Origin of the sequence: Endozoicomonas sp. ALD068 (assembly GCF_049310145.1) — a bacterium.
GTDB lineage: Bacteria > Pseudomonadota > Gammaproteobacteria > Pseudomonadales > Endozoicomonadaceae > Endozoicomonas_A.
In genome coordinates, this window is the sequence record NZ_JBLYNU010000004.1 from 339,995 (window position 1) to 362,218 (window position 22,224).

Genomic DNA, 22,224 nt, shown 5'->3' on the forward strand with positions numbered 1-22,224 from the left:
CATGGATCCAGGAGCTAGAGCAACGCCAGCGCAGAGTTAAGATTATTATTGAATTTTAAACAGTCCGGATGACCCCGGTTCAGAACGATAACCGATATTCACTTCAAACTCTCTCAGGCGTTTAACAATGGATAACAACTCAGTGACGTTTGCCCAGTTTTCAGTAAAGTAGGAAAGACTGTCTGAAACACTGCTAAATGCATGGGACACTCTGTTTAAAGTCCCCATCAGGATGATGCCGTAAATAACGCCCGGACCAATGACCATCAGGTCGGCAATAGACACAAACTGGAAAAAGAAGTTCTGCCAGAGGGAAAAGTAGGAGTGGTTGAGAAATAGTCGAAAATAGTTTAAACGCAGTCCTGTAAACAGCTCCAGCAGCGTTGGAGTTTTGGCGTAGGTTTTATCGTCTTCAGCATAAACCAGCTGTTTTCTGAAGCGGGCTTCGACTTTCTGGTTGTTGTATTCAAGGCCAGGCAGGCGGATGCCCACAGCGTAGGAGATGATGACGGCGCTGAAAGACAACAGGCAGGAAAACCAGAGCAGGGAACCAGGTATCTGACCCATGATTTCCATGCCTCTCAGGGATAGCGGAATTTTATCATAGCTCTCCGTAAAAGCCGGGCTGTTGAGCCAGTCCGCCAGCTTGCCACAAATCTCCTCACTGAGCGTCCAGAGAATGGGGATAAAGGCGATCAATGTCAGAATGGAGCGAAACAGTCCCAGTGCCAGCAGTTCGGTGACTCTGGCAAAACGCTGGGGATCTTCCTGCAAGCGTTGGGAGGCGCCTTCAATATCGCTATCTACTTTTTGCCAGAAGGGCAGGTAAGCGAGGGTCATGGCTTGCCGCCAGCGGAAGCAAAAGTGCTGTGAAAGGAAGCTGGAAAGGGTTCTTAGTAAAATATAGGGAAAAACTATGGTGCAGAATACCAGCATCAGTTCCCAGAAACGGTCAATGGTTTCAGGTTTGGCCAGCTGCATCATATCCCACATCTCGCCATACCATTCATTCATTCTGACCATCATGCTGACTTCAATAAATATAGAAGCCAGCAGCCCGAGAAGCCCTCCCCAGGCCCATATAGCCCATTGTTTTGACAAGAAAAAGCACTTCAGCATCCCTGCACTCCTCTACTGCATTGTGTATATAACTTTTGACAGTTGAGGATTCGAATCGTTCATTTTTTGGTGCAGCAGCCGCTATCAGCCTGTTTACAATAGCTATAAATCTTTATGGGGCAGATGAGCATCAGGGGATGGTTTTTCATGGGGTTTAAAACCTTTCAAAAACGTATTGCTCTCCGCCTTTTTCATGAGTTCTTCAGCCATCTCCTGTTCAAGCAAACTGCCAATGGCAAGCAACAGATATTCGCTGTCAATTGCTCCCATTAACTGAAGGCCAAAAGGCAGGTTTTCATGATTAAAGCCGCAGGGAATGGTCACCCTGGGACCTCCTGTCAGGTTGGCCAGTGAAGTATTAAATGCCAGAAGGTAAGCTTTGGCTAAATTCAACTCGCCAGCGGTATTTGTTAGCCAGTGGTTCACTCTGGCCGGAGCAGGCGTTAACGTTGTTGGCATTGCAATAACATCAACCTTTGAGAAGATATTTTTTTCAAAGTGATCTGCCAGCACTTTCTGGTTCTGTCTGGCTCGTTCGGCCTGTTCATTAGACAGGGCTTTGCCCATTAACAGGGCCATTTCAGTTTCATAAGGTATACCTTTGCCCAAAAAATTGAGATTCCCTTTCGCTGCCCAGCTCCCAAACAGGGTTATATGGGTTGCCCAGAGCCGTTTTCTGAAATTCTCAGAGGTAAACTGCATTTTGACGAACAGGTTGTCTTTGCGATTTTGCAGTTTTTTAAGTCGGGTTCCTAATCGGTCGAGACATTCAAATGTTTTCTCTGAAACTTCTTTGTCTGCATGTTCAAGCCAGTCAGGATCAAGGCCTATTTTTAGAGTCTTCAAAGCTTCAGCTACTTGAAGGGTGGGATGACGTCCGCTTGCAACCTGATAGCCCAGAGCAATATCTTTAAAACGCTTACCGATGAGCCCAATAGCTACCATGTCTAACTCAGCGTTGATGTAATTTTTGGTGGACAACTTGTCAGATGTGGGCTTGAGACCGGGTAAACCATTTAATGAGGCAGGAATGGATACAGAGCCACCACCATCAGTCCCTACTGTTAATGGCGACAGGCCAAGGGCAACCATCAGGGCACTGCCACTGGATGATCCACCCGCGACATGGAAAGAACTGAATCGATTAGAGATCCCGGGAAAGTGGGGGTTTTCTCCCGTTGCCCCAAGCCCGAAAAGATGTTGATTGGTTAGGCCCAGGATAATAACACCCTCATGCTTTAACAATCGTACCACTTCAGATTCAGTCTCTTCAGTGACAATGGGAAAAAGCGATTGATCGGCTATTTTTTTTCGATTAACGCCAGCGGTCGCGTAATAGCCTGCAACATTGACTTCTGATTTTACAGCAATAGGAATACCTTCCAACTCGCTGATAATCCGTTGCTTTTTACACTCTTCAATAACTCCATTATACGCTGAAATACACTTTAGCCACCGCTGATCGGAGGCCCTGGCCATACGCATGGCGAGATCTTTGTTTTGCTCAATCAGTACATCCTTCATGCTTTCTGGCAGTTTTTTTTCGTACCAGTCATAAATATTTTCAACCAGCCTGGAAGGGGTTAGTTTTTGTTCTGCAAACAATTGCTGAATATCATCTATGCCACCGGCACGATCAAAAAGTTCGGATATCTTGCCAGTTGTGCTGCCACGAGAGCCTCTCTCTTCAGAAGGTGTCTCTTCAGAAGCTGTCTCTTCAAAAGGAGCCCGTTCTGGCTTGTCCGGAATACCTGGATTGAGAGCCGTCAATTCTGCCTCAGAGAAAAGCACAGGGTCTTCAGGGTTTATGCCACTCATGACCAACTGACTTTTGACGAACTCAATCTGTCGATCAACAGTCCCATGACCCACTACCCAACTTCGAACAAAGGACAGCCAGAATCCGGAAAGGTTTTGTGAAGAGCTTAGCCAGTCTGGGTAATAGTCCCAGGAAATATAAGGCTTTTGCCGGTAAGGGTTATAAATATCAACAAGAGTAGGGTCAGATAAGTCATAGCCATTACTGCCGGTTGCCATCACAAGAAGAGTGAATACAAGAGCTACACCTGAACGCCGCATTAGAGTTCCTCAATAGATTATCATTAACAATTTTTTCAACAGGAGCCCAGTATAGAACACTCGGAGTCTGAGCCATTTTAGCAAAAACGTTCAAACCCTCGCCCAAACGAGGGTGCCACTAAACTCCTAGGAGGCTGACCGAGAATAGCGCCCGTAGCGAGGACGGCAGAAAATTGACGAACAAAAGCGGATTTTCAGACCAATTTGCTGCCGCCACAGTAGGGCAGTCTATTCTCGGTCAGGCTCCTAGACGGCAGCGGAAGCAGCAGTGCTGCGAAAGGAATTTTGACCATCATGGTGCGCAATAGCTACAAATCTCCTTTCCTGACTTTATAAGGAACACTGCCACCATCATCAGGGGATGGTTTTTGATAGGGTTTAAAACGTTTCAAAAACGTGTTGCTATCCGCCTTTTTTCTGAGTTCTCCGTCCATTTCCTGCTCAAGCAAATTGCCAAGTGCAAGCAACAGGTATTCACTATGAAAAGCACCCATTAGCTGAAGACCAAAAGGCAGGTCTTCATGATTAAAGCCGCAGGGGATGGTTATCCTTGGGCTGCCTGTCAGGTTGGCCAGCGAAGTATTGAATGCCAGAAGATACGTGGTGGCAAAATTCAACTCGCCAGCTGTATTTGTTAGCCAGTGTTTCAATTTGGCTGTAGCAGGCGTTAAGGTCGTAGGCATGGCAATAACATCAACCTTTGAAAATATATTGTTTTCAAAATGACCGACCAGGTCTCTCTGGTTTTGTTTGGCTCGCTGGACTTGTTCATAAGACAGGGCCTTGCCCATCAACAGAGCCATTTCAGTTTCATGGGGTAAGTCCATACCATCAGTTTTGCCTACAAATTTGAATTTCCCCTCCGCTGCACCATGCCCAAACAGGATCATATGGGTCGCCCAGAGCCGTTTTCTGAAGTTCTCAGGCATAAATTGCATTCTGACAAAGAGGCTGTCTTTGTGACTTTGCAGTTTTTTAAGTTGGGTTCCCAATCGGTCAAGACATTCAAATGTTTTCTCTGAAACTTCTTTATCTGCATGTTCAAGCCAATCAGGATCAAGGCCTATTTTTAGAGTCTTCAAAGCCTCAGCTACTTGAGGGGTGGGATGAATTCCGCTTGAAACCTGATAACCGAGGGCAATATCTTTAAAACGGTTACCAATAAGTCCAATAGCCGTCAGAGCCGGCACTGCGTAGTCATAATTTTTGGTGGACAGTTTGTCTGTGGTGGGTTTAAGACCGGGTAAACCATTTAGTGAGGCAGAAATGGATACAGACCCTCCATTATCGGTACCTACTGTTAATGGCGACAAGCCAAGAGCAGCCATCAGGGCACTGCCACTGGATGATCCACCCGCGACATGGAAAGGACTGAATCGATTAGAGATCCTGGGAAATTGTGGATTTTCTCCCGTTGCTCCAAGCCCGAGAATATGTTGATGGGTTGACCCCAGAATAATAACTCCCTCACTCTTTAACCGTTGGACCACTTCAGATTCAGTATTTTCAAACGCCATGTAAAAGGTCGGATGATAGGCCATTTTGCGACGAAGGCCAGCGGTCGGGTAATACCCTGCAACATTGATTTCTGAGCTTACGGCAATAGGAATACCTTCCAGCTCTCTAATAATCCGTTTTTTTTTATACTCTTCAATAACACCCAGGTATGCTGAAGTACAATTCCGCCATCGCAGATCCGAAGCTTCAGCCATTTTCATTGCCAGATTTTTGTCTTGTTCAATCAGCACATCCTTCATACTTTCTGGCAGCTTCTTTTCGTACCAGAGATAAATATCTTCAACCAACCTGAGAGGGGTTAGTTTTTGTTCTGCAAACAATTGTTGAATGTCATCAATGCCACCGGCACGATCAAAAAGTTCGGATATCCTGGCAGTTGGACTGCCGCGAGAGACATTGTCTAAAGAAGGAGCCTCTTCAGAAGGAGCCTCTTCAGAAGGAGCCTCTTCAAAAGGACCTTCTTCAAAAGGTCGCCGTTCAGGCCTGCCCGGAATACCTGCGTTGAGTGCTGATAATTCTGCGTCGGAGAAAAGCACAGGATCTTCAGGGTTTATGCAGCTCATGACCAACTGCCTTTTGATGTACTCAATCTGTTCATTGATACTCCCAAGACCCACTACCCAATTTCGGGTATAGTACAGCGAAAATCCGGAAAGGCTTTCTGAAGAACTCAGCCAGTCAGGATAATAGTCCCTGGTGATATAAGGTTTTTGCCTGGTACGACGATCAATATCAACAAGAACAGGGTCGGATAAGACATAGCCATAACTAACGGCCGCCACTAGAAGAAGAGTGAATACAAGAGCCACACCTGAACGCTGCATTGTAGTTCCTCAATAGAGTCTCTTTGACAATTTTCTAAGCAGGAGTCCAGTATAGATTAATGGGAGCCGACAAGGTTTCAGATTCTCTTTGGTATCGACCTGTACTCATTTTTTAACATAAAAAAAGGCCGGAAGATCTCCGGCCTTTTTGACTGACTGAAAACGATAGTCAGGAATTACTTCTTGTCAGTGCTGTTTTTGTCATTTTTGGTTTTATCGCTGTCGTCAGCGATATCCAGCAGTTCAACTTCGAAGATCAGTGTAGAAGCTGGTGGGATGGACCCTGCAGCCTGATCACCGTACCCCAGTTCAGCTGGAATATACAGCTTGTACTTGGAGCCTTCCGGCATCAATTGCAGACCTTCCTGCCAGCCTTTGATCACGCCGTTAAGAGGGAAGGTAGCTGGCTGGCCGCGCTCAACACTGCTGTCGAAAACGGTGCCATCGATCAGGGTGCCCGTATAGTGAACGGTGACCTGGTCTTCAGGGCCCGGCCTTGCTGCATCTTCTTTACCGGCTTCAATGACTTCGTACTGCAAACCTGAATCAGTGGTTTTCACGCCTTCTCTCTTGGCGTTTTCCTTCAGGAAGTCTTCTCCCTTCTTGCGGTCTTCGTCCAGACGCTCCTGAACCTTTTTCTCAATGATGGGTCGGATACGCTCTTCGTGACCCTGCAGGGCGGTGCGAATCTCTTCATCGTTCAGCTTACTCTCGCCATTCAAGGCTTCCATAAATCCTTTCTTGAGCAGTTCACGGTCAATGGTGATACCCATTTCTTCCTGCTGCTTGAGGGTTTGATCTGCGTAGTTGCCCAGCGAAGCCCCCATAGCGTAGGCGGCTTTCTGCTCAGGGGATTCCAGCTTGACTTCTTCAGTAACGGGTTGGGTGTTTTCCCTACAACCTGCGGCAAGAGCAACTACTGCGGCCAACGCGGTTACTTTGAGAACCTTTTTCACTATTTTTCTCCAATGGGTTGGTCAAAGTCCTGCCAGTCAAGGGCTTAGACCCGGTAAAGACAGGGAGAACCCTGCCCTGATGATTAAATATTGAATAATGGCACAGGGATTATAGTAATTGAACTTTTCAGAGCTTTTTTTGTGGGTTCTGACACTCTCTTGACCTTTTCAAACTGGATGTTGACTAAATTAGCGGCTTTATTGGTACATTTGTGCATATTTTTATGGATTCAGCCTGTGTCTTAAAGCTTGTTAACGGGAGAGGGAGCATGAGGATGCAGCCTCGGCAGGCCAAGGGAGATCAATGTAGTCAAGGCAACAAACAGGCAGGATACCCAGAGGCAGACAGTCAGTCCACCCAACTGGAACAGCCATCCTGATAATAGGGTACCCGTCAGTCGACCCATGGCATTGGCCATATAATAGAATCCCACATCCATGGACGCCCCATCCTCCCGGGCATAGCTGACAATCAGGTATGAATGCAGTGAGGAGTTAATAGCGAAGATGGCACCAAACACCAGCAGTCCGGCAATAATAGTCAGCTCAGGGTGCCATTCCAGCTGGATGCCCGAGGCAACAGCTATTGCGGATAATAACAGTGCTGCTGCCCAGACAGTGGCAGCTCTGCGTCCGGGAGGTGAGTCACTTTCATTGCCGGTAATTCGTGGCGCCAGCCCTTGCACAAACCCATAACCCATCACCCAAAGGGCCATAAAGCCACCGGTTTCAGAGTGACTCCATTCAAAGACACCAGAGAGATAGACCGGCAGGGCAATGACAAACCAGACATCCCGTGAGCCAAACAGAAACATTCTGGCTGCTGAGAGGATGTTGATGGCGCGGTTGTCAGAAAATATATGACTAAATTTCGCTTTTGCTCTGGACTTGCCGAAGTCCCGGTTCAGCCAGATCAGACTCATAATCAGAACCAGAGCCAGAACTGTCGCCATGGCAAACAGTGTATTTCTGAAGCCAATCAGTGATAAAAGTGCACCACCCAGAAAGAAGCCAGCCCCTTTCAGAGCATTTTTTGATCCTGTCAGGATAGCGACCCATTGGTACAGCTTACCCTGTTGTTTGCTACTGACCAGTTTTTTGATGGCTGTTTTGGCACTCATTTTATTCAGGTCTTTGGCAATACCTGAAAGGGCCTGGGCAAACATGACCAGTGGCACCGATAACCACTGGGAAGGTACGGTAAGCAACAACAAAGCAAAAATCTGCAGGCCAAGGCCGAAGTTCATCGTGCGGTTCAGTCCCAGTCTGGACGCCAGCCAGCCACCGACCAGGTTGGTTACGACACCGAAGAACTCATAGAACAGAAAGAGCATGGCTATTTCCAGAGACTGATAGCCAAGACTGTAAAAATGCAGTACCACCAGCATCCGGAGGGCGCCATCGGTCAGAGTGAAATTCCAGTAATTGAACGTCACCAGCAAATACTGTCTGAGGTCATACGACAGATTCTTTAACACCATACTTTCCCGACTTTTGTCTGCTGCTGTTTGAAGCCTGTTCTTTCAGGCGGATCTTTTCCTGGTTAATAAAATCCGGCTGGCCGGTTCTTGTTACCGCCAGAATCAGCTTCATCCAGGGTGGAAGATTGGGATTGAGGCGATAGAAAATGTTCTGGGCACGGCGATGAGAGCTCAGCACTTTTAAAGTACGCATCTGTGCCAGATGACGGGAAATCTTGGACTGACTTTCCTGAAGGGCTTCTACCAGATCATTGACGCAGAGTTCATGTTCATCCTCAATCAGCATAAGAATACGCAGTCGTGTATTGTCAGAAAGCAGCTTGAAAAAGTCGCCCGGATTGGAATCATTTTTGATAACGTTGGGGGTATTCAGCTGGAGAAACAGTTTGATGTGTCCTTCCAGAATGTCTGCAGTAGTTTCAAACGGGCTCAGACCTTCCTGTCGTCTGGGGTCTGCAAGATCCCAGTGTAACAGTGCGTCCGATTGAGGGTAGTGAGCACATTCGTTCTTGGCGTTATCACACAGGGTGATAACATAATCAAAATGCTGTTCTTCAAGATCCTCCAGACTCTTGCTTGTCAGGCCATCAGCGGCGATGCCCCGTTTTTTCAGCGTCTGAAAGACTCTGTCATCAATACCCTGGGGCTGGGTTCCGGCACTGAAAACTCTGAAGTCATCATCGGCCATATTGCGAAAGATGGCTTCTGCCAGCTGAGAGCGGGCCGAGTTTCCGGTACAGAGAAACAAGATAGAAAGCAGTGTCGTCATCGGTAATAAATGTCCGTCGTATAACACTCGGTTTGGTCGGCTCAGGGCCGGGTTTGAAATTAACTCAGGCTCCTAGCCCGACTTTTCTGGCCAGTTCAGCCGTTCTGGCTGAATAACCCATCTCATTGTCGTACCAGGCATAGATCTTCACCATTCGATCATTGACCACCATGGTTGAGAGCGCATCGACAATACTGGAGCGGGTATCGCCCAGATAATCGATAGAAACCAGGGGCCTTTCCTCGTAACCGAGAATGCTTTCCAGTTCATTTTCGGCGGCTGACTTCAGCAGACTGTTCACTTCTTCAATACGGGTGTCTTTTGCCACTTCAAACACCATATCGGTCAGAGAAGCGTTGGCCAGAGGCACACGAACAGCATGGCCATTCAGCTTGCCCTTCAATTCCGGAAAGATGTGGGTGATGGCTGTTGCAGAGCCGGTGGTGGTTGGAATCAGTGACATACCGCAGGCTCTGGCACGACGAAGATCCTTGTGGGGAGCATCAAGAATGGTCTGGGTGTTGGTGATGTCGTGGATAGTCGTCATGCTGCCACGAACAATGCCCAGGTTCTCGTGAATAACTTTTACGACAGGTGCCAGGCAATTGGTGGTGCAGGATGCAGCCGTTACAATCTGGTGTGTTTCCGGATTGAAGAGGTGATCGTTAACACCCATAACGGCGTTCAGGACCCCTTCTTCTTTGACAGGAGCGCTTACAACCACACGCTTGACACCCTGATTGAGGTATTTTTGCAGGATTGACGTTTTCTTGTGAACGCCGGTGCTGTCAATAACCACATCGCAGTCTGACCAGTCAATGTCGTCTATTTCTTTTATCTGACTGCAGGCAATCGTTCTGCCATCAACGTTAATGCGGTTGTCAGCGGCTGAAATATTGCGTGACCAGCGACCCTGAACAGAATCAAACTCCAGCAGGTGCGCCAGGGTTGGGGCACTGCCTGCTACATCGTTGATTCTGACAAACTCCAGCTCTGGCCAGTCAAAAGCTGCACGCAACACCAGACGGCCTATTCGGCCAAAACCATTAATACCTACTTTTACTGCCATGATGACCTCACTACTTCAGGTTGTTTTATGAATTGAAGAATAAGTTTGAATATTTGAATATGCGGATAATCAAATATAAAAAAAAGAGTGTCAAGTATTACGCGTTGATTTCAGTCATTCTACCTGCAGGACTTAAGTTGGGTTTGCATGGCTAAAAAGCTCTTGGTAGCAGATTTCTATGGAGATAGCGGTTATGGATGAAAGGATAGACCCGGTTTTCACTGGTGGCATTCTTGAACTGGTCATCAGGGCTCGCTGGCGTGGAGTCGCGGCCTTGGAGGCTGAGTAATGAGCAATTTGACTAAAAATTCATCAGACTTCTGGCTAAATCCTTTCAAATCCAGTAGATTACGTCGGTTTTACTGGCTATCCCTGCTCAGAGGTTATCGGGTACGGATAAAAAATTTACGATCAAATGTGGTGGGCTACCTATGCTTTATGCCGAAGGCAACCGTCTGATGAACCTTGCGGATAAACACAACCGGGGTTTCGAGCGTAAGAAAACAGCCCGGCTGGGTACTGAGAAAAATCCTGCCAGTGTGGTTGTTCAGAATGAAGAGCGTGAGCAGGAGCTGTCGGCCATTTTTGAAGAGAATGGTTGGTTTTACACCATTGAGATTGATGAAGAGAAGCAGGAAGATGTCTCTGATCTGGAGTTACTGAAGAACCTGCCAACCACCAGGGTGGTAGAAAAAACGCCGGGTCGCAACGATCCTTGTGTTTGTGGTAGCGGTAAGAAATACAAGAAGTGCTGTGGCCGATCATAATAGCCTGGCACTGTGCTACATAAGAACCTGCCAGACTTTTCAGGCGGCTTTCACTTCAAAAGGCTCTGTTGGTTACCTGGTGGTAGTTCATTTGCCACCGGACTCGACTGTCTCCCACCTTGATTATTGCCCTATCGTTTTGTAACTCTGGCATCTGTGAAGCTGCAAGCATTTATAACGAATGGTGATTCTGGAGTTAATTTATCCTATCCAGCGGATTATCGAATTCGCTGATTTGGACCTGTGCAGACTGTTATTGATCAACGAAGTTCGGAATCTGTAGCGGAGTGAGCTGGTGCTAAGCGGCGCTGCCCAGTGTGTGATGAAAGACAGAAGCACTGTTGGTTGCCATTACCAACATAGTATGAACTTTTATTCCAAATCCGTGTCCAACTGCCGTATCCACTTTTAATGTCGTTTCAAAATAAGGACAAATAAAATTTTAGAGGAGCTGGAAATGACACCAGAAATCAGGCAATTAAATGACAATTCCAAAATTGTCGATTCAATACAGACGCCCTCAGGGCGATCTCAATCAGAGCCGCCAACCGGTATCGGTATGGGCAGAGACATTAATGCATCTGGCCAGTGTGAATCTTTATTGGAGCAAATGCCCTTAGAATTGAAATATAAAATCATTGACTACTTGCATCTTCCAACTGCAAACCTTTTAAAACGGACATGCTCCAACCTCAAAAATGCTATCAAAGACGGCGATGTTCTGGCAAAAGCCTGGTATAACCGGTTTCCTTCGGCACATCAGGCTCGACTGGAAACAATCGTCAGTACAAAAGATGACAACCAGCTTCACGATTGGTTGGGACAGTTTACGAATGATAAGGCACTAATCAAATCACTTATACAATGCCGGGAGAGTTGTGATTTTCCTGCTATTTTCTATTTCACCATGACTGAACTGATGTCTAAATGTGAAACGTTTAAATTGGTTGATAATGGTGAGATTTCTCATGCTGGCCGGGTTGCATTAGCCACCTTCAGCGACGATGGCCTCCATGTGTTGACCAGGAGGGTGTCTGCCGGTCCTAACACAGTGAAAATCTTTGGTCAGAGCATCAGTGGATCATGGGATGTAAAAGCTAACATTCCTCATATCGATTGTACCAATTCAGCCAACTTCAGCACCGATGGCAATCATCTGGTCACCGCCAGTAGTGATGGCACGGCGAAAATCTATGGTCAGGAGGCTGATGGATCCTGGGAAGCAAAAGTGACCATTAATCATGTTCGTGAGGTCAACTCAGCCATCTTCAGTCCCGATGGTACTCTTGTGGTCACCGCCAGTGATGATTGCAATGCGCAAATCTATGGTCTGGAGGCCGACGGATCCTGGGTACCAAGAGCCAGCATTTTTCATGAAGGTTCGATAACCTCAGCCAACTTCAGCGCTGATGGACGCTATGTGATAACCACTGGTAATGATATGAAGCTGAGGATCCATTACCGAGAGGAAGATGGATCATGGCTGTTTAAAGACACTATTACCCATGACAGTAATCTAGACTCAGCCATCTTCAGCCCCGATGGCGCCCACGTGATGACCATTGGTCAAATGTTTGCGAACAATATGGATCTATTCACCCCCGACTCCATCTGCGATTACATGGTGATAATCTTCGGCCAGGATTCCGATGGATTCTGGAAAGAAAAGGCTGACATCAGGCATTTTCGTGAGGTCAACTCAGCTAGCTTCAGCCCCGATGGCATTCACGTGGTAACTGCCAGTAGAGATGGTATGGCGCAAATCTATGGTCAGAAGGCCGATGGATCATGGCAACGAAAAGCCAACATTGTCCATCAGAAGTCGGTGGTATCAGCCACTTTCAGCGTCGATGGTCGCCATGTGGTGACTGCCAGCTATGATAAAACAGTGAAAATCTATGTTCTGAGGGCCGATGGAGTCTGGAAAGAAAAAGCTTCCATTGCTCATGACGACGAGGTCAATTCAGCGATCTTCAGCTCTGATGGTCGCCATGTGGTGACTGCGAGTAAAGATAAAACGGCTAAAATCATTGGCCAGGAGATTGATGGATCATGGGTAGTGAAAGGCACCATTTCGCATCAGGGTGCAGTCGACTCAGCCACCTTCAGTAGCGATGTTCGCTATGTGTTAACCGCCAGTCGTGATCAGACGGTGAAAATCACTGAAATAAGGATGGGTAATTGATTTTTTTTCTCAGTCTAAATCAACGGCCAACACTGGCGTTACAGGATTTTTTTACAGGTTGGTCTGCTCTGAAGGTCTGCATATCCTTTGAAGGGTATGGTGTGAATTTCAGGAAATTTCTGGTGGTTCTGTCAGTTATTCTCGGCATTTTTTCTGGGAGTAAATGTTTTTCATGGTGGTTATGTGGTGATTATATGGTACCCAATTTTCCCGTTTTGGCCATTCCTGGTCACGAGGCTTTCATGCAAGATCTCATGGCGGCTGCCCATGAAGTCCTGAATCGTGATCCAGACGACGATGATTCTATAACTGACACGCTACCTGTCGTGCCGAAACATGTTGTTCCCTACATTCCTTCCGACAGACAGCAAAATGCTGCACCCAAAAAACTGGACGAGTGCACCATTACCTTTCCTGAGGTGCCTGAGGATTCGCCTTTTCTGGTTGGTGTTCGGGAGAAAGATGCAAAGGCAGCAGCGAGGGCTCCAGAGGCAAAGGTCCCTGAAAGTTCAACAGAATGCAATCTGTCGGATGAGCTTGCTGCACGTCAGGAAGAAAAAAAACAGCTGACCGACGCCATTATCGAATTACGACTTGAGTGTCTTAAAATCAGCCGCAAATGGGAAACTTATGTCCCCCGTGTGGATATCGATTCGGAAGCTGCCCGGGACGTAATTAACTACGCCATGGCTATGCGTCGCGGTACCGTAAAAAAGTCAACAGTCGCATACCACAGGGCGCAACTGAACAAGCAGGTGGATACTGTTAATGTCCAGTCTGCAGGGGATCATGCCAAACAGGCTGTCAATCGCCCTGAGGCTGACCCTACACCCAAATTACTCAGTAACGCTGGTATTTGCGCGGAATTAATGAAGACACTGGAATTGGCAAAAGATGCTGCAGCTATTTATGATCCAGACAGAAGGTCACTTGAGGATGATGTCAAACTGCAAGAAACCATCAAAATCTATGAAACTTATCAAAAAGTAAAGGGGCAGTTAGTCGACTTACAGGCAGCCCTGCAGGGGATTGATGATTTTTCGTAACTAAATGATTGCGACGATTTTATCAAAGTCACTGGTCCAGAAGAACGTGCATTTCTTCTATCTGTTTGCTGCAGCGGATGTTTGAGGGGGTAGAAGCCAGTTCAGGGCAATTCTCATCATAACCGGGATTAGGCGTTCGGGAGGGTGAAGCAATCATACAGTTCATCCAGATCAACCCAAAGAATGCTATTTCTTTCATTGCCTCAATCTTGCCCCGGAAAGTCTTAGGCCAGAAGCTTAAAGCATCAAAGATATCTGGCGTGCCAAGGCTTATCTCAATGCAATTACTGAACACTTCAAGCACAAATTCCCAAAAGCTGAATTCGCTACGATGGATGTTGATGTACAGGCTGTGTTTATAGGCTTCAAGGGAGTTCCAAACCATGCCGAGCATCATCATCGGAAAGGCATAGACACTGTTTGATAGTTGATAAGTGTTCCATATTTTCTGGTAGATCATGCCATGGAAGAAAATTTCAACCAGGTTGCCACCCCCATTGTACAGGGCATAAGTAGCGAGTTCTGATAAAGACTCTGGATGTAGATAGATATCATCTTTTATGGGCACGATAGGGTAGTCGGGTATTTCATAGACATGGTTGTTGTAGGTAGCTATTTTCAACAGTGTCTGACAGTCAGGGAGCAGGTTTTTCCCAGAGCTGTTAAAGGTCAATGAGGGAAATGAGTAACATGCGTATTCCAGTGTGTTGGGAGGCACGAAAACAGTTTTCTCGAAGATCCAACGCTCCTCATTTGAAAGGATGGTATGGCATACCAGGTGCCTGGGAAAATAAAAGGGGTCAAGCTGATGGCGATCCCTCATGGCTTTATGACAGCTTTCATGGGTTTTACTCATCTGAACACCGTCGTCCGCATGTGTCGCCATATGAAAATAAAAGCCGAGTAACGCAATGAGCTTAACAGTGCTAAGCATTTTAATTTTCAGTGAGCTGACTTTTGAAGGCAATTTATTGCAGCCCGGGCATCTTGCAGGATTATGGGAAGAATTCATCGGTGACTTTTCCTTTCTAAAGGATCAGACCTCCAGCGAAGAATAGACCTTTTTGATAAATTGTAAAAAAGAATGGTTTTTGCACAATGGAGCTTTGCGACACCCGCTAAGTTCGTCTCAATGAAAAAAGCCATTTCTGTTTCTGTTGCCAGAGACCTTCTGGAAAAGTTCAGACCCGCAGCAGGTCATCCTGTTTCGGTCAGACATTCCGGGTAAAGTTTTTTGTTACGTGGAAATCTATTGATCCAGAAGAACGTGCATTTCTTCTATCTGTTTGATGCAGGGAGCGTTTTCGGGGGCAGAAGCCAGGGTCGGGCAGTCCTCATGGTAATGGTTGTCAATGGAGTATGAAATCCATGAAGTTGCAATGACGATGCAGTTCAACCCGATGAGTCCAACAAATATACTCTCCTTCATAAAATTGATTTCGTCCCGGAAATCTTTCATTAAATAGTAATCGCCCCGGATAATTGGCAATAATTTAAATGCCTTAATGACTCCCGGTGCTTCAAGATCTATTTTAATGGGCATGCTGATAAGTTCAAAAGCGGTTTCCCCGATGGTGAATTGATGCTCACTATGAGTGTTAATGGCATGCAGGCTGTGTTTATAGATTGCAAGGGAGTTCCAGACTACGCCGAGCACCGTCAGTCGAAAAGCGAAGGCATTGTTGGAGAGTTGATAGTTTTGCCATATTTCCCGGTAGATCATGCCATGAAAGAGGGCAGCAGCCAGATTGCCACCATTGTATAAGACAGAGGTAATGAGTTCTGACAAGGTCTGCTCGGGGTGCAGATAGATATCGTCTTTGATGAGTACGATCGGGTAGGGGGAGCGGGGTATTTCGACGGCTCGGCTGGGGGGGACGGTTTTATTTGACATTGCCTGGCATTCAGACAACTGGGCTTTCTCAGAGGTATTTCTGGCGAATGAGCGACAAGTGTATTCCAGTCTGTTGGGAGGCACGAATGCGGTCTTCTCGATAAAGAGATCCTTTTCAGTGTGAAGGATGCTTTTGCATCTCAGGTGTTTGGGGAAATGAAAGGGATCGAAATGGTGACGGTCCCGCATGGCTTTATGACAGCTTTCATGGATTTTACTCATCTGTACCCCGTCATCCGCTTGCACTGACATGTGAAAACAAAAACTGAACAGAGCCATGAGCTGGATAGTGCCGAGGAGTTTGATTATCAGTGCGCTGACTTTTAAGAACTGTTTATTGCAGCCCGGGCATCCTGCAAGCCTTTGGTAAGGAGTCATTGGTGCCTCTTACTATCAGAAGAATAAAGCAGACGAATAAGACATGCAGGAAAGCGTAGACCCTTTGCAGAAATCAGGCATTCAGCATAGCAGCACCACGTACACCCCCGGCATCACCGAATTCTGCCTTACGAATCTCCGGCAGTTGACCGATGTTCAGAGTGTATTTTGGCAGCAGAGGAGGAACCAGTTCGTAGAGTTCATCAAAGTTTGACAGGCCGCCACCCAGAACAATGACACCGGGGTCCAGAATATTGATCATGGCACCCAGTCCCGAAGCGAGCAGTTCACAATAAATCTCAACAGCTCGTTCTGCCCGGGCATCATGATGGCGGTATAGTTGTACTATGTCTTTGCCTGACCGGGACTCGGAGGCGACATGCTTATATGCCAGCTCCAGACCTCTGCCTGACAAGTAGTTATCCAGACAGCCGTGCATGCCACAGCCACACTTGACAATGGGAAAGTCTTCGCCAGCCAGTTTGAAAACATGGTAGGGCAGTGGTGTGTGTCCCCATTCGCCTGCCAGGTTGTTTCTACCATCATGAATCTTGCCGTTGATATAGAGACCGCCACCGCAACCGGTTCCGAGAATCACCCCAAAAACCGTAGGAATTTTATCACCTGCTCCGCCAATGGCTTCCGACAGGGCAAAGCAGTTGGCATCATTTTCAATTTTGATGGGGCGATCCAGAAGTAATTCAAGATCAACTTGCAGATTCTGGTTGTTGGTACAGGGCACATTAGCACACTGAGCCTTGCCGGTATCAGGATTAACAAATCCGGGAATACCAATACCTACACTACCTCGTGTGTTTAATTCACGATCGGTTTCTAATACCAGTTCACGTATGGCTTTTTTAAAGGCATCGTAGGAGTCGGTCGGTGTGGGTAAGCGTTTGCTCACGAGTTTGTTATGCTCATGATCAAAAACGGCCAGCTCCATTTTAGTGCCACCGATATCCACTCCATACAGCATGGCTCACTCCTGAATCTGTTTTAAAGTAGTTTAAGCATAAAAAAGCCAACCCCGGAGGAGGTTGGCTTTTGTGATCAAGCGACGGTTGTATTACTGGATTTTTGGGTCCAGCTCACCCTTACCGTAACGAATAAACATGCTTTCCAGACTGGTGTTGCCAATCTTTGAACCCTGACCTGCAGCGCCGAACGCTTCATAACGCTGGATGCAGATGTCTTTCATGGCTTTGGTGGCCACTGCGAAATATTTGCGCGGGTCAAATTCGGAAGGGTTTTCTGCCATGAAGCGGCGAATAGCGCCCGTAGACGCCAGACGCAGGTCGGTATCAATGTTGACCTTGCGAACGCCGTGACGAATACCTTCCTGAATCTGTTCCACCGGTACACCGTAAGTTTCAGGGATTTGCCCACCGTTTTCGTTGATGACTTTCAGCCATTCCTGGGGAACAGAAGAGGAGCCGTGCATCACCAGGTGGGTGTTCGGGATGCGCTGGTGGATTTCACGAATACGGCCGATCGCCAGAATATCGCCTGTCGGTGGACGAGTGAATTTGTAGGCGCCGTGGCTGGTACCGCAGGCAATGGCCAGGGCATCCACATGAGTGGCTTTTACAAATTCTGCTGCTTCATCCGGGTCTGTCAGCAGCTGATCGTGTGACAGGGTGCCTTCTGCGCCGACGCCGTCTTCTTCACCGGCCTGTCCGGTTTCCAGAGAGCCCAGGCAACCCAGTTCGCCTTCTACAGAAACACCACAGGCGTGTGCCATTTCTACTGTGCGACGGGTTACATCAACGTTGTAATCGTAGGAAGACGGTGTTTTGCCATCATCTTTCAGTGAGCCATCCATCATCACGGAGGTGAAGCCAAGCTGGATGGAACGTTGGCATACAGCGGGGCTGGTACCGTGATCCTGATGCATAACGACTGGAATATGGGGGAACTCTTCAGTGGCGGCCAGAATCAGGTGTCTCAGGAAAGGGGCACCTGCGTATTTACGGGCGCCTGCAGAAGCCTGAACGATGACCGGGGAGTCAGTCTCGTCGGCAGCCTCCATAATGGCGCGCATCTGTTCCAGGTTGTTGACATTAAATGCGGGGACACCGTAGTTGTTTTCTGCGGCGTGGTCGAGCATCTCACGCAAGCTGATCAGGGCCATTGCCTGCTCCTGCTAATCAAGGGGTGATTGAATTCGGTGGCTATTATCCCTGTTTCTTGGGAGTGGTGCAAAACATGAACGGCTTCAGGTATCTGAATACTAGTTCAGATAAGAAAGAGGTGGGCAAATAATAAGCCCGGCAGTCTGAACTACCGGGCTGATAAGTACTCAGCCATACGGAATCGAATATTTCTGGCTTATTGGGCAGGTGCTCTGCAAGGCGCAACGACGGGAACATAGCAAGCTATGTGACCAGAGTTGCAACGCATCACGACTGCATGGATGCAGGAGCTAGAGCAACGCAGGAGCAGTTGCCGCGAGTGCCTGAACAAGAAGTCAGAAAATATGATTTCGTATGGTTGAGTACTTAAATCAGGCTTTGCCTTCGGAGCCGAACTCACGGATTTTACCCATGACGGTTTCAATGATGGCTTCTTTACCCGGGCCAATGACCTTACGTGGGTCGTAAACTTCAGCGTCGTTGGCCAGGACCTTGCGAACCATGTTAGTCCAGGCGATCTGGTTTTCTGTGTTTACGTTGATCTTGGCGGTGCCACGGCTGATGGCATTCTGGATATCGGCAGTCGGTATGCCTGTGCCGCCATGCAGAACCAGTGGCACCCCCGTCAGCTCTTTAACCTGCAACATTTCTTCAAAGCCCAGATTTGGCAGGCCTTTGTATGGGCCGTGAACAGAGCCCAGAGCAGGGGCCAGACAATCTACGCCAGTGCGTTCAACCAGCTCTTTACATTCCTGTGGATCAGCGTAGATGCAGCTATCTGCAACAACGTCGTCTTCCTGACCACCAACAACACCCAGTTCCGCTTCAACGGATACGCCAAGAGCGTGAGCATACTCAACCACGGTTTTGGTCATGGCAACATTCTCTTCGAATGGGCCGTGAGAGCCGTCGATCATCACGGAAGAGAAACCGGCTTCGATGGCTTCTTTGCATTTTTCAATGCTGGAACCGTGATCCAGATGAACAGCAACCGGTACAGTAATTTTCATGCTCTCGATCAGGGCATTTACCATCGCGGTAATCACCTTGAAGCCACCCATATAACGAGCCGCGCCTTCAGATACACCAAGAATAACGGGAGACCGGGTTTTCTGGGCGGCAGTCAGTATAGCCTGAGTCCACTCCAGATTATTGATATTGAACTGGCCAATTGCGTACTTGCCTTCCAGAGCTTTTTTCAGCATTTCGGTCATGGATACCAGTGCCATAAAGGTTTCCTCGGTCAGTGGTCGGGAGAGCTGAGTCTGAATCAGTTTGAGTATCAGTCAACGATGAAGTTTGATAACACTTTCATACTGAGCCGTGCAAACTGAAATGTTTATGCTGTGATGCAAATTAATCCTGAGGCCGGAAACTTGGCTTGCCTGAAGTCTAACAAAAAAACTTTATCTTTCTCCAGTTATATAGAAAGAGAGTTTAAGAATTTTTTCAGCTTATTAATGCCTTGATCCTTTCAGGGGGCTTATGTTGACAAGAATTATATTTCCTCTTTATTAAAATAATGTTGTCGTTTAATGAAAAGAGTCATTGGGTAAGGTGTATGAAAATTCTGAGTATTTTATTGAAGTATGTCGTAAAAAAATGCTTGCAGCGGTCTGTTGACAGGGTGTTAGGTAGTAATGCGTATATTGGCTGGAGGTCAATCCTATTAAGGTGTGGAGCAATTTTTTGTGAGAAGGTGGGGGCTTTTTTAGTATTTCCTGAAGGAGTGACACGTCTTTTTTTGGGATTGAAGTGCTAAATAACGTCGCCTCCCTGAAGCAACCCTGAATGTTAGTGGATTGATCCGGTTTATTAATGAAAAAACATTACATAGCAGTGGGCTTTTTATGGTTTGAAGGCATTCTAAACCGCTTGTTGATGGTGTTTATTTTAGTGTGGCTGTTCATCATACGGCAGGCGATTAATTAGATGATGCACTATCTTGGAGTGGGTCTCTCTATAAGCAATGAAGTTTGTAAGAAACTCCGTATTCAGGTGCACGTTTTGAAATAATTTGTCGAGCTATGTCAGGGTTTGTGTGATTGATTGCCGGTTGTATCCTGTCGCTTACAAGCCGGATACTCCGGTAGCTGAGCAGCTATGAGCCGAGAAGAGTAGTTTGCGTCACTTTTCATCATGAGAAGAGGGCGGGCGGGCTGTTTTTCCCGGCAGGTAACTTTTTGAGTGGGTAAGATCATGTTTTCAGGCATCATTGCGTCTTCCGGCGTGGCCATTGGTAACGCCTTTGTGCTGAAAGAGGTCGAAATACAGATCAGCGATGGCGTTCTGGACAACTCTGAGGTCGAGGCGGATATCACTCGCTTCAGGCAGGCCAGAGATCGCGCAGTTGAGCAGCTTGAAGCCATTCGTGATAAAACTGCAGGCAAACTGGGGGAAGAGGAAGCTGAAGTCTTTGAAGGTCACATTCTGGTGGCAACAGACGAAGAGCTGGAAGAAGAAGTTATTTCAGCAATCCGTTCGCTGAAACCGGCAGATGCGGCACTGAATGACGCCATTATGGCTAATGTCAGTATGCTGGAAGAGCTGGACGACCCGTATCTGCGTGAGCGTGTAGCGGATATCAGGGATGTAGGGCGCAGGATGCTGAAGAATTTGCTGGGTATTCCTGTGACCTCTCTGGAGGAGGTGGAAGAGGGTTCTATTATTATTGCCAATGACCTGACTCCCTCTGATACTTCCCAGATTGATCTCAAAAAGGTCTGGGGTTTTGTGACCAACGTCGGTGGTCGTACTTCTCACTCTGCTATTATGGCTCGTTCTCTTGAGTTGCCCGCCATTGTTGGAGCCAGGGTGGCGACTGACAGAATTCAGAGTGGTGATCAGGTGGTGCTTGATGCCATCAACAATAAAGTGCTGGTGAATCCTGATGCCTCTGCGCTGGATTACTACCGGACGCTTCAGAAACAGCTGGATGAAGAACGTATTGAGCTGACCAAGCTTAAGGATCTCCCCTGCGAGACCCTGGACGGTAAAGCCTTCGAAGTCTGTGCCAATATTGGTACGGTCAAGGATATCGGAGGAGCTGATCGTCATGGTGCTGAAGGTGTGGGTCTCTACAGAACCGAGTTCCTGTTTATGGACCGCACTCAAATGCCTTCGGAAGAAGAGCAGTTCGAGGCTTATAAGGCCGTTGCTGAAGCCATGGGGGGGCGGCCGGTAATTATCCGCACTCTGGATATCGGTGGTGACAAGGAGCTGCCCTATCTTGATCTGCCTGAGGAGCTGAATCCGTTTCTCGGCTGGCGAGCCATTCGAATGTGCTTTGACAAGCCTGAAATTCTTAACACCCAGTTACGTGCCATTTTCAGAGCCAGTGCTTTTGGCAAACTGAAGATTATGTTCCCCATGGTCATTTCCGTGGAAGAAGCCCGTCGGCTGAATGCCATGATGGCAGCGGTCAAGTCTGAGCTCAGCAATGAAGGCGTGTGCTTTGATGACCATGTTGAGGCAGGAATCATGGTGGAAACCCCTGCTGCGGTTATGATTGCCGACCTGCTGATTGAAGAAGTGGACTTCTTCAGTATCGGTACCAATGACCTGACCCAGTACGTTCTGGCTGTGGATCGTGGCAATGAAATGATTGCTGATCTCTATGAACCTATGTCACCCGCTGTACTGCGTGCCATCAAACGGGTGATTGATTGCTCTCATAAAGCAGGCAAGTGGACCGGTATGTGTGGAGAAATGGCGGGCGATGAGCGTGCCGCTTTGATACTTGCGGGTTTAGGGCTGGATGAGTTCAGTATGAGTGCTACGTCGATTCCCAGGGTTAAAAAAGTGCTCAGAGAACAGCGTTTCGAAGCATTGCAAAAGCTGGCCAATGATGTGGTAAATCAACCTACCATCAAGGATGTACAAGCAGCCCTTGATGCATTTATTCAATGACCGACAGGGGGGGCATGAGCTCCCTTTTTTCAGAATTGCCAGAGAAAGTCAGTAGACAAGCAGTTCCGGATTAGAGTCCGATAGCCCGGACACAG

General features: G+C 47.5%; 16 protein-coding genes. 4 read left to right on the forward strand and 12 right to left on the reverse strand.

What is annotated here, in order from left to right:
- Positions 1 to 45: 45 nt before the first annotated feature.
- From ACO6V5_RS01360 to ACO6V5_RS01390, 7 genes are all read right to left on the reverse strand, one after another.
- A complete protein-coding gene (locus tag ACO6V5_RS01360) occupies positions 46 to 1,119 on the reverse strand; it encodes a putative transporter (RefSeq protein WP_422410892.1) in 1,074 nt (357 codons plus the stop codon).
- Between the two features lie 102 nt (positions 1,120 to 1,221).
- Positions 1,222 to 3,198, reverse strand: a complete 1,977-nt coding sequence (locus tag ACO6V5_RS01365; RefSeq protein ID WP_422138611.1) for an amidase — start codon at positions 3,196 to 3,198, stop codon at positions 1,222 to 1,224.
- Positions 3,199 to 3,506: 308 nt separating this feature from the next.
- A complete protein-coding gene (locus ACO6V5_RS01370; protein WP_422410890.1) occupies positions 3,507 to 5,540 on the reverse strand; it encodes an amidase in 2,034 nt (677 codons plus the stop codon).
- 176 nt (positions 5,541 to 5,716) lie between these two features.
- Positions 5,717 to 6,496 (reverse strand): FKBP-type peptidyl-prolyl cis-trans isomerase, encoded by a 780-nt coding sequence (fkpA, locus tag ACO6V5_RS01375; RefSeq protein WP_422134709.1) that lies wholly within the window; start codon positions 6,494 to 6,496, stop codon positions 5,717 to 5,719.
- Positions 6,497 to 6,738: 242 nt separating this feature from the next.
- Entirely contained in the window at positions 6,739 to 7,977 is a 1,239-nt protein-coding gene (arsJ, locus tag ACO6V5_RS01380; RefSeq protein WP_422410888.1) for an organoarsenical effux MFS transporter ArsJ, read from the reverse strand.
- Complete coding sequence (locus ACO6V5_RS01385; RefSeq protein WP_422134707.1) at positions 7,952 to 8,746, reverse strand: metalloregulator ArsR/SmtB family transcription factor; 795 nt, start codon at positions 8,744 to 8,746, stop codon at positions 7,952 to 7,954. Before ACO6V5_RS01385 ends, arsJ begins: the two co-directional genes overlap by 26 nt.
- Before the next feature lie 64 nt (positions 8,747 to 8,810).
- Positions 8,811 to 9,815, reverse strand: a complete 1,005-nt coding sequence (locus ACO6V5_RS01390; protein WP_422410885.1) for an ArsJ-associated glyceraldehyde-3-phosphate dehydrogenase — start codon at positions 9,813 to 9,815, stop codon at positions 8,811 to 8,813.
- Between the two features lie 431 nt (positions 9,816 to 10,246).
- On the opposite strand from ACO6V5_RS01390, the gene ACO6V5_RS01395 reads away from it, so the two are divergent.
- The 3 genes from ACO6V5_RS01395 (at position 10,247) to ACO6V5_RS01405 (ending at position 13,813) form a co-directional block, all read left to right on the forward strand.
- Positions 10,247 to 10,582, forward strand: coding sequence for a PBPRA1643 family SWIM/SEC-C metal-binding motif protein (locus ACO6V5_RS01395; RefSeq protein WP_422134705.1), 336 nt, complete (start codon positions 10,247 to 10,249; stop codon positions 10,580 to 10,582).
- A gap of 457 nt (positions 10,583 to 11,039) precedes the next feature.
- On the forward strand, positions 11,040 to 12,767 hold the full coding sequence (locus ACO6V5_RS01400; protein ID WP_422134704.1) for a WD40 repeat domain-containing protein: 1,728 nt from the start codon (positions 11,040 to 11,042) through the stop codon (positions 12,765 to 12,767).
- Positions 12,768 to 12,961: 194 nt separating this feature from the next.
- Positions 12,962 to 13,813: a hypothetical protein gene (locus ACO6V5_RS01405; protein ID WP_422134703.1), complete on the forward strand. Its 852-nt coding sequence runs from the start codon at positions 12,962 to 12,964 to the stop codon at positions 13,811 to 13,813.
- Positions 13,814 to 13,841: 28 nt separating this feature from the next.
- Here the strand turns inward: ACO6V5_RS01405 and ACO6V5_RS01410 are convergent, their stop codons facing one another.
- From ACO6V5_RS01410 to fba (ACO6V5_RS01430), 5 genes are all read right to left on the reverse strand, one after another.
- Entirely contained in the window at positions 13,842 to 14,825 is a 984-nt protein-coding gene (locus tag ACO6V5_RS01410; RefSeq protein WP_422134702.1) for a hypothetical protein, read from the reverse strand.
- A 237-nt stretch (positions 14,826 to 15,062) separates the two neighbouring features.
- A complete protein-coding gene (locus ACO6V5_RS01415) occupies positions 15,063 to 16,085 on the reverse strand; it encodes a hypothetical protein (protein WP_422134701.1) in 1,023 nt (340 codons plus the stop codon).
- 73 nt (positions 16,086 to 16,158) lie between these two features.
- Complete coding sequence (nagK, locus tag ACO6V5_RS01420) at positions 16,159 to 17,064, reverse strand: N-acetylglucosamine kinase (protein ID WP_422134700.1); 906 nt, start codon at positions 17,062 to 17,064, stop codon at positions 16,159 to 16,161.
- A 90-nt stretch (positions 17,065 to 17,154) separates the two neighbouring features.
- Positions 17,155 to 18,219 carry a class II fructose-bisphosphate aldolase gene (gene fba, locus ACO6V5_RS01425; protein WP_422410880.1) on the reverse strand — a complete coding sequence of 355 codons (1,065 nt, stop codon included), beginning with the start codon at positions 18,217 to 18,219 and terminating at the stop codon, positions 17,155 to 17,157.
- Between the two features lie 372 nt (positions 18,220 to 18,591).
- Positions 18,592 to 19,449, reverse strand: coding sequence for a class II fructose-1,6-bisphosphate aldolase (gene fba / locus ACO6V5_RS01430; protein WP_422134698.1), 858 nt, complete (start codon positions 19,447 to 19,449; stop codon positions 18,592 to 18,594).
- Between the two features lie 958 nt (positions 19,450 to 20,407).
- Between fba (ACO6V5_RS01430) and ptsI the strand changes: the two genes are divergently transcribed.
- Complete coding sequence (ptsI, locus tag ACO6V5_RS01435) at positions 20,408 to 22,129, forward strand: phosphoenolpyruvate-protein phosphotransferase PtsI (RefSeq protein WP_422138602.1); 1,722 nt, start codon at positions 20,408 to 20,410, stop codon at positions 22,127 to 22,129.
- Positions 22,130 to 22,224 lie beyond the last annotated feature (95 nt).